General features: G+C 52.6%; 12 protein-coding genes. 5 read left to right on the plus strand and 7 right to left on the minus strand.

The genetic code is table 11. The features are described from left to right. Positions 1-14 precede the first annotated feature (14 nt). The 7 genes from RE317_RS05400 to RE317_RS05430 all read right to left on the minus strand — a co-directional run bounded on the left by RE317_RS05400 (position 15) and on the right by RE317_RS05430 (position 4,626). The gene (locus RE317_RS05400; protein ID WP_070752026.1) at positions 15-722 is read right to left on the minus strand and encodes a hypothetical protein; all 708 of its coding nucleotides are present in this window, start codon (positions 720-722) and stop codon (positions 15-17) included. A 68-nt stretch (positions 723-790) separates the two neighbouring features. Continuing rightward, positions 791-1,354 (minus strand): hypothetical protein, encoded by a 564-nt coding sequence (locus RE317_RS05405; protein WP_004295267.1) that lies wholly within the window; start codon positions 1,352-1,354, stop codon positions 791-793. Positions 1,355-1,428: 74 nt separating this feature from the next. Beyond that, positions 1,429-1,770, minus strand: a complete 342-nt coding sequence (locus RE317_RS05410; protein WP_004295473.1) for a hypothetical protein — start codon at positions 1,768-1,770, stop codon at positions 1,429-1,431. A gap of 79 nt (positions 1,771-1,849) precedes the next feature. After that, positions 1,850-2,743 carry an immunity 22 family protein gene (locus tag RE317_RS05415; RefSeq protein ID WP_005681356.1) on the minus strand — a complete coding sequence of 298 codons (894 nt, stop codon included), beginning with the start codon at positions 2,741-2,743 and terminating at the stop codon, positions 1,850-1,852. Positions 2,744-2,827: 84 nt separating this feature from the next. After that, a complete protein-coding gene (locus RE317_RS05420) occupies positions 2,828-3,199 on the minus strand; it encodes a hypothetical protein (RefSeq protein WP_118363326.1) in 372 nt (123 codons plus the stop codon). Positions 3,200-3,281: 82 nt separating this feature from the next. Next, positions 3,282-4,400: a site-specific integrase gene (locus RE317_RS05425; RefSeq protein ID WP_004319196.1), complete on the minus strand. Its 1,119-nt coding sequence runs from the start codon at positions 4,398-4,400 to the stop codon at positions 3,282-3,284. Positions 4,401-4,458: 58 nt separating this feature from the next. Next, positions 4,459-4,626 (minus strand): hypothetical protein, encoded by a 168-nt coding sequence (locus RE317_RS05430; protein WP_004303813.1) that lies wholly within the window; start codon positions 4,624-4,626, stop codon positions 4,459-4,461. 87 nt (positions 4,627-4,713) lie between these two features. On the opposite strand from RE317_RS05430, the gene RE317_RS05435 reads away from it, so the two are divergent. The 5 genes from RE317_RS05435 (at position 4,714) to RE317_RS05455 (ending at position 15,207) form a co-directional block, all read left to right on the plus strand. Then, on the plus strand, positions 4,714-6,171 hold the full coding sequence (locus RE317_RS05435; RefSeq protein WP_005681362.1) for a DUF3945 domain-containing protein: 1,458 nt from the start codon (positions 4,714-4,716) through the stop codon (positions 6,169-6,171). Positions 6,172-6,174: 3 nt separating this feature from the next. After that, on the plus strand, positions 6,175-6,390 hold the full coding sequence (locus RE317_RS05440; RefSeq protein ID WP_005681363.1) for a hypothetical protein: 216 nt from the start codon (positions 6,175-6,177) through the stop codon (positions 6,388-6,390). A 15-nt stretch (positions 6,391-6,405) separates the two neighbouring features. Further along, positions 6,406-8,505, plus strand: a complete 2,100-nt coding sequence (locus RE317_RS05445) for a type IA DNA topoisomerase (protein ID WP_005681364.1) — start codon at positions 6,406-6,408, stop codon at positions 8,503-8,505. 143 nt (positions 8,506-8,648) lie between these two features. Beyond that, positions 8,649-9,098 carry a DUF1896 family protein gene (locus tag RE317_RS05450; protein ID WP_004295482.1) on the plus strand — a complete coding sequence of 150 codons (450 nt, stop codon included), beginning with the start codon at positions 8,649-8,651 and terminating at the stop codon, positions 9,096-9,098. Next, a complete protein-coding gene (locus RE317_RS05455) occupies positions 9,085-15,207 on the plus strand; it encodes a helicase-related protein (RefSeq protein ID WP_259024770.1) in 6,123 nt (2,040 codons plus the stop codon). The genes RE317_RS05450 and RE317_RS05455 overlap by 14 nt, the downstream gene beginning before the upstream one ends. Positions 15,208-15,239: the final 32 nt, after the last annotated feature.

The raw sequence follows: 15,239 nt of genomic DNA on the forward strand, positions 1-15,239 counted from the left end.
GGTTGAGCCGCTTGTTAGACACCTTTATTCATTAATAATTTATAGAAATACTCTATGCTTTCTGTGTTATTCCCATATTTCCTCTTTTTTTCAAGTAACGAATTGTACTTATTTTCAACTTCTTCAACTCGCCCCATTTGCTTTAATAGGAACAGTCCTTGATATTCTGTATTGTTTATAATCCAGTTTATATCTTCTGTTTTCTTGAAAAATTTCAAAGACAGATTTATGCTGGTCAAACATTGCTCTTGCCATGTGGGACTTCCTTCTTTTTCCAAAATGTTATTCAAATCCTTCAAATCTTCAAAATAAGGGGGTGACCAGAGGCGAAATCTGGCATTGAAACTTTCCAGCGATTCATTTTCCTCTTTAAGTTCTCTCCAATCCCCAAGTCCGCATAAAGTTACATACTTTTGTTTCAATACCATTTTTATACATTCATCCCGAAAATTATCTTCAAAATTCCGGTATCCAAAGATTAAGGTTTCTCTGTATAAAACATCAAAATCTTTTAATAGCACTTTATTTTGAACAATAAGCTCGATTGACATAAGAAAACAGCCGTATTTCTTCCTGAAAGTTATATGATATTGCTGTTCTGTGTTTCCATCAGATAGCTTTCGTACAAAGCGACCACCTCGTACATATCGAAAACCATGTGTAACGAAAGGTTTTTCCAACACATTCACTATTTGATTCAATATTTCTTTTTTATCAACCATATAATTTTATTTAGAGGTGTCTAATGTTTGGTGGCTAACTAACCTTTATAGGAATGTTCAGCCGCTTGTTATAATAAGTTTCCAATATCAAAGCCTAATTCTTTTAATACATTTGTTTGTTCTTTTTGGTATTCCAAAGTTCCACTATGGATAAAATCTTTATTTACAATATAGCTATTGGGGAAATCCTTGTAATACCTCATTAGAAAGTCTGGTATAATTTCATAAGTATTAAAACAAAATAAAATCTTACCGGATTTTACTAATCTAATAAACTCCTCTTTACTTTCACATTGATAAAGGTTCCCATCTTCATGAAAAACTCTACATTGATCAAGAAATAATTTCATGTTGAAATTAGCAAAATTAGCTAAATATTGAGGGCGTTGCCACCGTGCAATATCTGTACAGTTTGGAGATGATACGACTTTTTCCCATATACCTCGTTTTATAGGAAAAGAGTTACAGCTAAAATAGAGACGATAATGGGTTTGAGCAAATGTCTCTTCATTCAGTTCGCCTTCTAATGATGAAAAAACGCCATAACAGTCGTTTGTCAAAAGTCTTACATAATACAATTCACCACTTCGACCATTAATTTTATAAATTGCCCCCAACTCATATTTTGCCATAATGCTTTGATTTTTATTTATTATAATGTCCGGCAGATAAACCGCCTTCAATGTTTCATCTGTTTGTTAGCAACCTATTTTCTATCAATCTTTTGTAAAAGTTGATTGTAATACTTCTCTAACATTTTGATGTTATTTTTTCTGTCAATTTTTCCACTTTCATTATCTGTGTATGCAAACCACTTAAATAGCAATTCAACAAAAATATGTTTACCAATTTCTGTTAAAGAACTTTCCTTGATAATTGAAGGCATGATTAGGTTTCCTTCATTATCACATGGATTATCACACAAAAGCCCCTTTCCGTATGCGTAGTTTAATAAGTTCTGACAACAGACTTTCGCGTAGTCTTTATCTCTCTGACGGATTTGAGCTTCTATAAGTCCGTCAACATCAAAAATTATTTGGTCACTCATATTCTTTTTAGTTTGTAAAGTTGCTAATGTCCAGTGGATAATCGACCTTTAAGGGAAATTTATCCGTTTGTTAGTCGCTTTATTCTGCAATATAAGTTTCCAAATATTGAATACCGTTGTAACTGTCTAATTCATCCACAAATTTTTTAGGTGTTTCATATGAATCATAATTTTTCTTCTTAATAAAGATTTTCTGATTCCTTTTGTTGTCCTTGAAACCATTGGGTATATAGCACACAATACAATTTGATGGCTTTATGTGGTATTCATCAATATCGGATTCAATATACCAGTCAAGGACAAGTTTGTTATCAATCATCATTCTAACAAGATTAAAAGGATTTTCGGGTTCATCCTTAATTTCCACAGTTAGAAATTCTGGATAGTAATACTTTATATTAACGTCTTTACAGAACTGACAGCGATGTTCCGGATTGGGACGTTTCTTTGTACGACCTTCTTCGTAATCTCGTATTTCTTTCATGTACTCATCTTGATTGAAATACTCCATAAATTCTTCCCGACTTTTAGCGGTTGTGCCAATCCAAATCATATATTCTAATCCAGCATTAGACCCTTGCATTCCTTCAGGCGACAGTTCAAACTCAAACGTACCAAGATAAGTCATGGTTGTGGTATTCTCTGCCTTTTTAGGAGATATACCCTCACGACAATTATAGCAGATAACAGCATTTGCCATTGTAATATTTTTATCAGCCATCGACAGACTTATCTTTTGGGTATCAGCAGGAATAAGGTTGAGTAATCCTGCCAAGCCGTCAGATGTGAATTTCATAATAAGAAAATCCTCATCATAGCTCATTACACCAAGCTCCTTACAGAACTGGCAACGAAGTTCCTTATTGTCTTCATCGTAATCTTTCCACCATTGACGGAAAGCCGATTGATCCATATATTTCTCAAAGTCAGCTTCGGAATCGAATTGACCGACCCATATCATTATCTTACTCATTTTCTTTTTTTATTTTTCAAGCGACTAATGTCCGGCAGCTAATCACCGTTTAGGCGATTGCGGTGCGTGTTATCGGCATATTGATTATTTAATGATAATCAAATCACCATCTACAAATCCAACTGCGATATGTTCTACTCTAAAAATATTTAAGTCAGCAAGTTCATTGAGTAAGTCTTTAAGAATAGCTACAACTATTTCTAACACTTCTTCCCATTTTAGTTTGTCTGAAATTTCAAAATTAGGACAACTTCTTTGAGCTGGTTCAAAACTTTCATCACATGCCCAATCTTCATCCTTTTCATCAAACCAAGTAGAACCAACCATTTCTAAACCATAAGGTTCATAAAGATTAAAGCTCAAAGCCACAATATCAGAAGGCAATTCTTCTGTTTTATCAATATTGATGATCCAACTTTTGATAACTTCTTTTAAATCATTTGTTTTAGTATTCATTTCTTCTAATTAAAAATTGAACATTTTATTGAGCCGATAATGTTATACTATCAGCCGATTTGGCTGTTATTTTCTTTAAGTATCAGACCTCGTCTTCCTCCATCAACAGATCGTCCAACGGGCTTTTGATATTGCTTTTGAAAGTGTCGGCTATGTGGACATACCTTTCTGTCGTCTTGATATTGTTATGTCCCATAAGCTCTTTCACTATCTTGATGTCGGTTCCCTGCTCCAGCAGGTGAGTGGCGAACGAATGGCGCAGCAGGTGCGGATAAATCCGTTTCGTGATTCCCGCTTCCCGGGCCGCTGCCTTCAGCCGTTTCGACACGATACTCTCGGTGAAAGGTTCTCCCGGTCTGTGTTCAAAAAGCCACACTTTCGGTTTGTATAGTCTGTTATATTCCGTCAGCTTTTTCATCAACGGTCTTGACAGCAGGGTGTAGCGGTCTTTTTTCCCTTTACCCTGCCGCACCCGTATCAGGGAGCGGGATTCGTTGATGTCGCCGGGTTTCAGTTCCAGCAGTTCGCTGATGCGCAACCCTGCGGAATAGAGTATGGAGAACATACAGAAGAAACGCAGGTCTGTCACCGTCACGTCGAGTATTTTCTTTATTTCCTCCTTGCTCAACACGTCGGGCAGCGTCTTCTCCCGTTTGGCACGGTTCACCTTGTAACACCGCCGTTCCTGACCGAGAACTTTCTCGTAATAGAACTTGATGGCGTTGATACGCTGGTTTTGCTGGCAGGAGGATATGTTTTTCTCGTGGATGAGATACAGCAGGTAGTCGTTTATCTCGCCGGGAGTAACCGTTTCAATCTTACGCCCCTCGAAATGCTGTTGGAAATCGCGGAAATAGGAGGTATATACCCTTACGGTATGGTCACTGTAACGCACTTGCTGAAGTTTTTCCAGATAGCCTTCCGGCAGTGGCGGCCGTTTGTCTTCCTCTTTACGGGGTGCGGTTTCCTTGATGGCAGAATAGTCTATAAACGCCATTTTTACATAGCGGTCGAAGAACTCGGCAAGCACGAAATCTTCTGCCGGCAGATAAGCCCTGCCGCCGACAAGCAGTACGTTTTCTTCCTTCGACAGCGACAAGCGGATGTCATTGTCATTACCGAAAGTCACTTCGACAAATTCTCTCCCGTTTCTTATCACCGGAGAAAGTTTGATCTTGGTTTTTGGGGTATATATTTCCATGCCTCACGTTTTGTCGGATATTGAAACCCGTTTTCGCAAATTTATAAAAAAACACGGGTTATCCATGCGCTTTATTGACATTTAACAATAGATCCCGACTACCTGACAAATAAGGTGAGGAGCCACGAAAATACCCTCTGCCAAATCCGTCCTTCCCGGCACTCCGTTTCTCCGATTTCCTCTGCCCTGCGCCACAAGCGGCCACTTCTGTGCCCGATGCTTCCATAGCCTTTCCAACTCTTTTACGTTCAGCCGGTTCCCCTTACTTTCGTTCCCGCATCGCTATTGGTGCTAACTAAAAACACTCGTAATTATGGACGAAAACGTAAAGAACGACGCTAAACAAGTCATGCTCGTTCAGAATGCCGACGACGGACGACTACAAGCCGTTACCGGCGTGGATCAGGACGGCAATATCCAGACCGCCGACCCCACGGATCAGAACGTGGCGAGCCTGCTGAACGTGAACACGCAGGATTCAGCCCTCGAAGCCTTCTTCAAAAAGTTCATGGAACAGGCCCAGAACCCCGTCCACACGGGTATCTTCGTCATGACGGAGAATGCCCTGAACAAACTTATCCGCATCGACTTCGACCCGGAGATTCTGGAAAATTACCGTATCGACCCCTCCGAACGGCTCCAGACGCAGGAGCAGCGGCAGTTCGAGCCGCTGGACGTCACGAAGATAGACCTGGCGGATATGGAGAAGAAAGGTATCCGCATGGAGGACATCGAGCCGCACCTGAAAGCCATGTCTTACGGACATAAATCCAACGGGCTGGTGGAGATGAACCCCGAACTGGAGAACGGGATGCGTGTTTCCACCAAAGGGCGCGTGTCGCTCGAAGAGCAGGCGGACGGCTCGCTGCGCGTCGTGCCGCATTACTGGCAGGAACGACCCGACCTCGACGCCCCCTTCCACGGGGTGCTGCTCGATGAGGAGGCGAAAACGAACCTGATGAACACCCGTCATGCCGGGAAAGTGATCGACCTGGAGCTGGAGCCGGGCAAGCTCACGCCCTGCTACGTGTCGATAGACAAATGGACGAACACGCTGGAACCCATGCCCGTTTCGTTACTCGAAAAACGTGCCCGCATCAAGGAGGCCGACCTCTCGGAAGGCAAGCAGATGGATTTCTACGGCGGCGGCAAGGTGTTGCTCGAAGGATATACCACCCGCGCGGGTTATAAGCGGGATGCCTATATCCAAATCGACGCGGCCGAACGTAACTATTCCTTTACCTACGACGGTTTGGATCGCAACCGCTACGCCCAGGAGAACAAGGAGATTTACCGCCAGAAGGCCGCCGAGAAAAACGGACGGCAGGAAACTACGGCCTCCGAACGACAGCCCACGCTCACGATTCACCGGACAATCCTCAAAGCCTCCGTGCCCAAAGAGGCTTATGACCAGTGGACGGAAGCGGTGAATGATCCCTCCAAGCGGGCGGATGTCAAGGCTTTCTACATCAAGGGCATGGTCAAGGACGGGCAGGGTGAGCCGTTCAACGCCTGGGTCAAGCCCAACTTCGAGCGTAACAAGATGGACTTCTTCCGCTGGAATCCCGACCGTGCGAAACGGCAGGGGGCGGAGGTCAAACCCGCCGTTGAAAGCCGTACCCAGGTCGCCGTCAATTCCGAGGGCAAGACCGTCGAAGCGGTCAAAGGTGTGAAAGAGCCGCTCAAGCAGGGACAGCAGGAGGCCACCCCGGCGCAGAAGAAAAATTACCGCAGCAGCAAAAAGAGCAACTCCAAAGGTGCCAAGGTATAACGTATGAAATGGTTCTACATGCAGGCCGGAGCCATGCCGCTCCTGATCGCGGCGCTGGCTGCCTTGTACCTCCGGCCGGGTAAACGCAGCCCCCCGGAGAAGGCGGACGACGGACGGCTGTATTACGACGGGAACGGCAACCATGTCTATTACGACCGCCGGCTGATCGCCCGTCCGGAAAAAGAGAAAGAAGAAGAACAACAAGAAAACAACCACTGAAAAATCCGAATCATCATGCAAGTAATTATCGCAGAAAAGCCCTCGGTGGCGCGTGAGATCGCCGCCATCGTGGGAGCCACGAACCGTAAAGACGGTTTTATCGAGGGAAACGGCTACGCCGTAACCTGGGCCTTCGGCCACCTGGTCGGGCTGGCAATGCCCCAACAGTATGGCATCGCGGGTTTCCGCCGGGAAAACCTGCCTATCCTGCCATCATCGTTCATCCTCCTGCCCCGGCAGGTTCGGGAGGGTAAAGAGTATAAGGCCGACCCGGGTGTCGTGAAGCAGCTCGGTATTCTCCGGGAATTGTTCGGCATGGCCGAGCGCATCATCGTCGCGACCGACGCGGGGCGTGAAGGGGAGCTGATCTTCCGCTACATCTACTCTTACCTGGAATGCCGCACCCCTTTCGTGCGGTTATGGATCAGCAGCCTGACCGACCGGGCCATTCGCGAGGGGTTACAACACCTCCGCCCCGGCAACGAATACGACAACCTCTACCTCTCGGCCAAAGCCCGCAGCGAAGCCGACTGGATCGTCGGTATCAACGCCTCGCAAGCGCTTGCCGTGGCTGCCGGGCGGGGTGTCTGGTCGCTCGGACGGGTGCAGACCCCCACGCTGGCGATCATCTGCTCCCGTTACCTGGAGAACAAGGCGTTCAAGCCCGCCGCCTATTTCCGGCTGAAGCTCTCCACGGCAAAGGAGGGCACGGAGTTCACCGTCCTCTCCACGGAGAAATTCGACGGCAGGGAGAAGGCGGAAGCAGCCCGCGCCGAGGTTATCGGCGCCCGAACGGTACGCGTCGTGAACGTGGAGCGCAAGGAGGCCAGGGAACAGCCGCCTCTCTTGTACGACCTGACGACACTCCAGAAAGAGGCCAACAGTCGGTATGGTTTTTCGGCAGAAAAAACGCTCGACATCGCCCAGTCGCTTTACGAGAAGAAGTTCATCACTTATCCCCGTACCGGCTCACGCTATATATCGGAAGATGTGGCCGAGGAGATTCCGGCACTCATCGGGAACATGACACGCTATCCCCGTTTCGCGGAATACGCGGGCAGGATGGATACCGCATCTCTCTCCCGCCGAAGCGTGGACAACGAAAAGATCGCCGACCACCACGCGCTGCTTCCCACCGAGAACCTCCCTTCCGAACTGGATGCCGACCACCGCATCGTCTATGAGATGGTCGCGGGGCGGATGCTCGAAACCTTTTCCGGGGCCTGCGTGAAAGAAAACACTTCCCTTACCCTGCAAAGCGCGGGACATGATTTCACGGCCCGCGGCAGTATCATGGTCGAGACGGGCTGGCGGGCCGTCCTGAATGAACCTGTCGAGGAGAAAGAGGAGGACATGACCCTCCTTCCCGACATCGTGCAAGGCGACGAGCTGCCCGTCAAGGGATGCGTCACGGAACAGAAACAGACCCGGCCGCGCCCCCTTCACACGGAATCGAGCCTGCTGGCGGCGATGGAAACCGCCGGACGCGAACTGTCCGACGAGGCCGAACGCGAGGCGATGAAGGATGCCGGCATCGGCACGCCCGCCACCCGTGCCGCCATCATCGAAACGCTCTTTGCCCGCGAGTATGTCAGGCGAGAGAAAAAGTCGCTTGTACCCACGGACAAGGGACTGGCCGTGTATGCCGTGGTCAGGGACAAGAAGATCGCCGATGTCGCCATGACGGGCGGCTGGGAACTGGCCCTCTCGAAGATCGCCACCGGGGAGATGGACGCCCCGACGTTCCATCGCGGTATCGAGGTCTTCGCCTCGCAAATCGCCAAAGAACTGCTGGAAGCAAGAATCGACGGCGCGGAGAGTGACACAGCCTGCCCGCGTTGCGGCAGGCCCGTGGTGTTCTATCCCAAACTCGCCAAGTGTCAGAATCCCGATTGCGGCCTGACCGTATGGAGAACCGTGGCCCGCAAGGAGCTGACCGACAAGCAGCTCGCGGAACTGCTGACCAAAGGCAAAACCGGCACGATCCGGGGATTCGTCAAAAACGGCGGCGGGACGTTCGACGCGGCCCTCACGCTCGATGACCAGTTCAAGACCTCGTTCGTTTTCGAACCGCGCGATACTCCCAGGCAGGGAAAGAGGAACAAACGGAAATAATCGTTACCTTTGCCACTGGAAAAGACCTGTCATAACGAGATACGCTTGTTTGATAAGGATTTTTTCAGTGGTCGGCGCTTCGGGTGGGAACCCGGGGCGCCTTTCTCTTCCCCGATTATCAACGACCACTAAAAATTCTTATCATGCCAGACAAGCAACACCATACCCCCACGGGGGAATTGTCCTATTACGGACTTTCGTTACTATCCTACCTCAAGGACAGCCACCCGGAACTCATCGCCGAAAGTGAGTTCATCGCCGAGCGGGCCGACAGCGCCGCCCAAGCGTACAGCGAGGCGATCCGTTCGGGCTGCAACCACATCGAGGCCGAAGAAATTGCCCGCGAGGAACTCTGCCGCGGACTGCACTTTTCACCCTACAACACGCTGGTAAACATCCTCTGGAGGGAATTCGAGGCGGAGATTCCCGAGGATACCGCCCGGCAGGCGGCTCTACGCCTGCTGCCCCTCTGCCGCGGGGTGCTGGAGAAGTACGACCTCACGGACGACTTCGCCGACACGCCCGACTATGAACTGTTCTATACCGAACTGACGGGAACCGTCCAAATACTTCTCGAAGATGGCATTCAATAAGAAAACCCACCTCCGCCAGAATATCGACGCGCTGAAGACGGCCTTCACGCTCGACAGGGAACGGCGGGCGCCGACTCCCGAAGAAGAAAGGACACTCGGCGCATACAGCGGCTTCGGCGCCATCAAGGAAGTGCTGGAAAACCCCACCGGGAAACCGGACAAGGACGGCATGGCAACGCTCGTGGCCGAGTTGCAAGAGGTCATCAGGGCGAACACCCCCGACGAACGGAAATACAAGCGCTACATGGACGGGATCAAGAACTCCGTCCTGACGGCTTTTTACACGCCCCCGAAAGTGGCAGACGCCATCGTGGAGGCGATATGGGATACGCGGATCGCCCCCCAACGTATTCTTGACCCCAGCGCGGGAACGGGGGTTTTCGTCAATGCCGTGGATTTCCACGACCCCTACGCGGAGATCACCTGCTTCGAGAAAGACCCCGCCACGGGGTTGATCCTGAAGCACCTGCACCCCGAAAAACGGGTGCGGGTACAGGGATTCGAACGTATCGAACCCAAATACGCCGGTTACTACGACGTGGCCGTGAGCAACATCCCTTTCGGGGACGTGGCGCTCTTCGACCCGTTCTTCTCCACCCATACCGACCCCGTGCGGCGGCAAGGCACACGGGCGCTGCACAACTATTTTTTCATGAAGTCCGTCGATATGGTACGCGAGGGCGGCCTGGTGGCATTCATCACCTCGCAGGGAGTATTGAACGCCGAGCAGGGACGCCCCGTGCGCGAGTGGCTGATGAACCGCTGCGAGCCCGTATCGGCCATCCGGCTGCCGAACAACCTCTTTACAGAACACGCGGGGACGGAGGTCGGCAGCGACCTGGTTATCCTGCAAAAGAAAGCCGCCACGGGGGAACTGTCCGAACGGCAGCGGGATTTCATCGAATCCCGCAAGCTGTCGAACGGCATCCGGATAAACAACCTTTTCCAGTCGTTCGACAGGGTGATCCATACCGAGGCCAAAGTAGGCAAAGACCCCTACGGCAAACCGGCGATGGAGTTCACCCACGCGGAGGGCGTGGACGGCATCGACCGGGAGATGCGGCGTATGCTCTCAGAGGATTTCAACCGGCATTTCAACGAGAGTTATTGCCTGGAACATGCTCCGGAACAGACACCCGGTACACCGGAGCGGGAATTGTCCCGTCCCCGTCAGGCGGAACGCCAGCGTGCCGAAAGACACGAGCCCCGCCTTGCCGGAGAAATCGTCAAGGAGATTATAGCCGACGCCCGTAACCTTCAGCAGCAGCGGGAAGAGGAGGAAAAACGCCGCGTCGTCGCCGAAATGGCGGCGCAGGGCTACCATGTCGATACCGAAACCGGGGAGATTACCCGAATCGAAAACAAACCCGGACAAGCGTTACCGGATTCTGCCGCCACTCCCGCCGGAGAACCGACCGGAGAGGATCTGGCCGACTTCGGGGCCTGGTCGAAAGAGCGGGAGAATCGCTTGTGGGAGCAGCACCCGCCGAAACCCGAAGATTTCGGCATGGCAGATACTCCCGTGCAGCACGTGGGCGGAACAACGGAACCGAAACCGCAGGAGGGCTTCGCCGGGTCGCTTTTCGACACGGTGGAAACGGCGGCTCCCGTACCTGCCACCCAAGCTGCCGAACCGGTAAACGTGCAGCAGGAACCGTTGCTGACGCTCTACGATCTGTTCGGCTTCAGCGCCGAGGAGCGGCGGCAGGCAGAACTCGGTATATCCAAGAAAAGGAACAGCCGCCGGGGAGCAAAGCGGAAGACGCCCCGGCAACCCTCGTTATTCGCCCCGGCCTCCTCTCCGGAGGAACAGAAGAGCGAAATGCCGAAAACGACGCCACCGGAGCGTGATCCCGAAGACTTGTATGCCTCCCTGAACTGGGAGGACAACCCGCCGATCAACGGCTTTTACGAGATGATGATGTCGCTTACCCCGGAACGGAGGGCGGAATTGCGCCGGCAAAACGCCCGGCAGCAGGAAACCCCGGAACAGCGGGAACGGCAGGCGGTACGCCCCCCGACGGAAGCCCCGAAAGACAGACGGAAACAAGCCGCCGGTACGCCGAGAACGGGCAGCCTGTTCGACACGCCGGACAATCCGGAGGAGGAAGAACCCGGTAAAGAAATGCCGCAGATACGGGAGGCGGATATGAAACCCCGCCCGTTCGAGGGTGAGGTCGCCCCCTATTTCCGCGAAGGGACACTCGTCACGGACGGACAAAACCGGGTCGGCTACCTGCGGGGGATTGAATCCCTGCAACCCATGTTCCACCCGCTGGAACTCACGCCTGCACAACGGACGAAAGCCTCCATGTATATCGAGATACGCGATGCCTATTACCACCTTTATAACAACGAGGCGGAAACGCTGACGGCGAACCCCGCCCTGCGGGAGATGCTCAACCGGCTTTACGACAATTTCACCGAACGCTTCGGACGGCTCAATGACAAACGCAACCTCGACCTGATCAAGATGGACGCGCGGGGGACGGAGATTCTATCGCTGGAGCGTTACATCGACGGCAAGGCACGCAAAGCCGACATCTTCGAGCGTCCCGTGGCCTTCAATCCCGATGAGATCACGCACGCCGACGACGCTTCGGAGGCCCTTGTGGCCAGCCTGAACAAGTACGGCCGGGTGGAACCGCACTACATGGCCTCGCTCACGGGAACTACCGTGGAGGGAATACTCGGGGAACTGAAAGGACGTATCTATTACAACCCGGAAACGGACGGCTACGAGGTTGCCGACAAGTTCATCGCCGGCAATGTCATCGGGAAAGCCGAACGGATCGAGGCGTTCCTGCGGGAGAATCCCGACCACGCCCCGGCCCGGGAATCGCTGGAGGCTCTGCGCGAGGCGACGCCCAAACCCATCGCTTTCGACGACCTGGACTTCAACCTGGGCGAACGGTGGATTCCAAAAGGTGTTTACGAGCGTTTCGCCTCCTCGCTCTTCGATACGGAGGTGAAGATCACCTTCGCCTCCAACCTGGACGAGTACGGCGTGAAGGCGGAAGCGACGAACGTGAAGATCACGGAGCAGTATGCCGTCAGCGCGCAGACCCGTAAGTACAACGGCCTGCACCTTTTGAAACACGCCCTGCAAAACACTTCGCCCGACATCACCAAGACCGTCCTCAAATGGGTGGACGGCGAACGGCGGGAGGTCAAAGTGCGTGACGGGGAGGCCATACAGCTCGCCAACAGCAAGATAGACGAGATCCGGGGTGCTTTCCCCGAATGGCTGCGCGAGCAGTCGTCCGACTTCAAAGACCGCCTGACAGACCTCTATAACCGTACTTTCAACTGTTACGTGCGCCCGAAGTACGACGGGACGCACCAGGAATTCCCCGACCTCGACCTCAAGGGGCTGGGAATAGACAATCTGTATGACAGCCAGAAGGACGCGATATGGATGGACAAACTGCTCGGCGGCGGGATAATCGACCACGAGGTGGGCGGCGGAAAGACCCTCATCATGTGCTGCGGGGCCTACGAGAAGAAACGCCTCGGGCTGGCCAATAAACCCATGATTATCGGGCTGAAAGCCAACATCCATGAAATAGCCCGGACGTTCTGTACCGCTTACCCGATGGCCAAAGTCCTCTACCCGGGCAAGGAGGATTTCACGCCCCAGAAGCGTGAGCGCATCTTCCGGGAGATACGCAACAACGACTGGGACGCCGTGATCCTCTCGCACGAACAGTTCGGCATGATACCCCAGTCTCCGGAGATACAGCAGGAGATATTGCAGGCCGAGCTGGACTGTGTGGAGGAGAACCTCGAAGTGCTCAAAGCACAAGGCAGGGACGTTTCCCGCGCCATGATGAAAGGGTGTCAGAAACGCAAGGCCAACCTGGAAGCCAAGTTGCAGAAGGTGGCGCACGCGCTGGAAACACGCAAGGACGACGCCGTGGACTTCCGCCTCATGGGTATCGACCACCTCTACGTGGACGAGAGCCATAAATTCAAGAACCTGACTTTCACGACCCGGCATGACCGGGTGGCGGGCCTCGGAAATCCCGAGGGGTCGCAGCGGGCGCTCAACATGCTTTTCGCGCTGCGTACCATACAGCAGCGCACGGGCCGCGACCTGGGGGCGACGTTCCTCTCGGGAACGACCATCTCCAACTCGCTCACGGAACTGTACCTGCTTTTCAAGTACCTGCGCCCGAAGGAGCTGGAGCGTCAGAATATCCGCACCTTCGATGCCTGGGCGGCCATATTTGCCAAGAAAACCATCGACTACGAGTTTTCCGTGACCAACGAGGTCGTGCAGAAAGAACGGTTCCGATATTTCATCAAGGTTCCCGAACTGGCCATGTTCTACTCCGAGATTACAGATTACCGCTCGGCGGAGGATATAGGGATCGACCGACCGCAAAAGAACGAGATATTGCACAATATCCCGCCGACACCCCAGCAGACGGAGTTCATAGAACGACTGGTGCAGTTCGCCAAATCGGGCGATGCCACGCTCCTGGGCCGCCTGCCGCTCTCGGAGCGGGAGGAAAAGGCGAAAATGCTCATTGCCACAGACTACGCCCGCAAGATGTCGCTCGATATGCGTATGATAGACCCCGAACTATACAGCGACCACGTGGACAACAAGGCGAGCCACTGCGCCCGTATGATTGCCGGTTACTACCGCCGTTTCGAGGCGTACAAAGGTACGCAGTTCGTATTCTCCGACCTGGGAACCTACAAACCCGGAGCGGGGTGGAACGTCTATTCCGAGATACGGCGTAAACTCGCGGAGGATTACGGCATACCCCAAAGCGAGGTGCGGTTCATCCAGGAGGCGACCTCGGAAAAAGCGCGCAAGGAGATGATCGCCGGTATGAACACCGGAAAAATCCGCGTACTCTTCGGATCGACCGAGATGCTCGGGACGGGAGTGAACGCGCAGAAACGCTGCGTGGCGATACACCACCTGGACTGCCCCTGGCGTCCCAGCGACCTGGAGCAGCGCGACGGGCGGGGAATACGCACCGGGAACGAGATCGCCAAACTCCATGCCGACAACAAGGTGGACGTGATATTATACGCCGTCGAGAAGTCGCTCGACGCCTACAAGTTCGGGCTGTTGCACAACAAGCAACTGTTCATCCGCCAGCTCAAGACCAACAACATGGGAAGCCGTACCATCGACGAGGGGGCCATCGACGAAAAGAGCGGCATGAATTTTTCCGAGTATGTCGCCGTCCTCTCGGGAAATACAGACCTGCTGGACAAAGCCCGCCTGGAGAAGAAGATTGCCACGCTCGAAAGCGAACGCCAGGCATTCGTGCGCGGCAAATCATCGAGCCGCTACAAGCTGGAGCAGATCACGGAGAAGATAGAGAAGAACAACGACCTGATACGGCGTATCGGCAAGGATCTGGAACACTTCAAGGCCCGCGTCGAGTTCAACGAGGACGGCTCGTACCGCAATCCCGTGAAACTGAACGGGCTGGAAACCTCCGACCCCAAGCTCATCGGGAAACAGCTCAACCATATCGCCGAAACGGCACGCACGCTCGACAGGCTCGAACCCATCGGGAGCCTCTACGGGTTCGAGCTGCTCGTCCAGAGCGAAACGACCGGGAAAGACGGGCTCGACCTGGTGCAGAACCGTTTTTATGTCCGGGGTGAAGGGGATTATCTATACCAGTATAACTACGGGAATATCGCCTCCGACCCGCGACTGGCGGCGATGAACTTCATCCACGCGCTCGCGACCATCGAGCCGACACTGGAGAAATTCCGGAAAAAGAATGAGGAACTGGAGAAAGATATTCCCGTCCTGCGGGAAGTGGTGGAAAGTTCCTGGCGCAAGGAGCCCGAACTGACGGCCCTAAAAGCTGACCTGACGGAAATAGACCGCAGGATACAGCAAAGCCTCAAACCGATAGAAGAGAGCGAGGGAAAGGAGGCGGAGGAGGATAACGACGTGTGCCGGGAACGGCATGACACGGCGGAAGAGCTCCCGAAGGAAGACAACACGGCGGCCCGTATTCCTTCCCGGCTGCGGCAGATTGCCGACGCCTCCGGGGGGCGCATCGTGATCGCGGGCGTGGGCAGCCCGCCGGAGAACGGCCCTGCGAAGAAAGGGATCAAGATGTAAACGAAAAGCCGACGGAAGTACAGATTTCCATC

It is taken from the genome of Phocaeicola sp. GP0067, from assembly GCF_031119655.1.
GTDB classification, from domain to species: Bacteria; Bacteroidota; Bacteroidia; order Bacteroidales; family Bacteroidaceae; genus Phocaeicola; species Phocaeicola vulgatus.

Excerpts from the sequence above, each read along its gene's own strand:
- RE317_RS05400 (WP_070752026.1), bottom strand. The coding sequence starts at position 722 with ATGGTTGATAAAAAAGAAATATTGAATCAAATAGTGAATGTGTTGGAA.
- RE317_RS05405 (WP_004295267.1), bottom strand. The coding sequence starts at position 1,354 with ATGGCAAAATATGAGTTGGGGGCAATTTATAAAATTAATGGTCGAAGT.
- RE317_RS05410 (WP_004295473.1), bottom strand. The coding sequence starts at position 1,770 with ATGAGTGACCAAATAATTTTTGATGTTGACGGACTTATAGAAGCTCAA.
- RE317_RS05415 (WP_005681356.1), bottom strand. The coding sequence starts at position 2,743 with ATGAGTAAGATAATGATATGGGTCGGTCAATTCGATTCCGAAGCTGAC.
- RE317_RS05420 (WP_118363326.1), bottom strand. The coding sequence starts at position 3,199 with ATGAATACTAAAACAAATGATTTAAAAGAAGTTATCAAAAGTTGGATC.
- RE317_RS05425 (WP_004319196.1), bottom strand. The coding sequence starts at position 4,400 with ATGGAAATATATACCCCAAAAACCAAGATCAAACTTTCTCCGGTGATA.
- RE317_RS05430 (WP_004303813.1), bottom strand. The coding sequence starts at position 4,626 with ATGGAAGCATCGGGCACAGAAGTGGCCGCTTGTGGCGCAGGGCAGAGG.
- RE317_RS05435 (WP_005681362.1), top strand. The coding sequence starts at position 4,714 with ATGGACGAAAACGTAAAGAACGACGCTAAACAAGTCATGCTCGTTCAG.
- RE317_RS05440 (WP_005681363.1), top strand. The coding sequence starts at position 6,175 with ATGAAATGGTTCTACATGCAGGCCGGAGCCATGCCGCTCCTGATCGCG.
- RE317_RS05445 (WP_005681364.1), top strand. The coding sequence starts at position 6,406 with ATGCAAGTAATTATCGCAGAAAAGCCCTCGGTGGCGCGTGAGATCGCC.
- RE317_RS05450 (WP_004295482.1), top strand. The coding sequence starts at position 8,649 with ATGCCAGACAAGCAACACCATACCCCCACGGGGGAATTGTCCTATTAC.
- RE317_RS05455 (WP_259024770.1), top strand. The coding sequence starts at position 9,085 with ATGGCATTCAATAAGAAAACCCACCTCCGCCAGAATATCGACGCGCTG.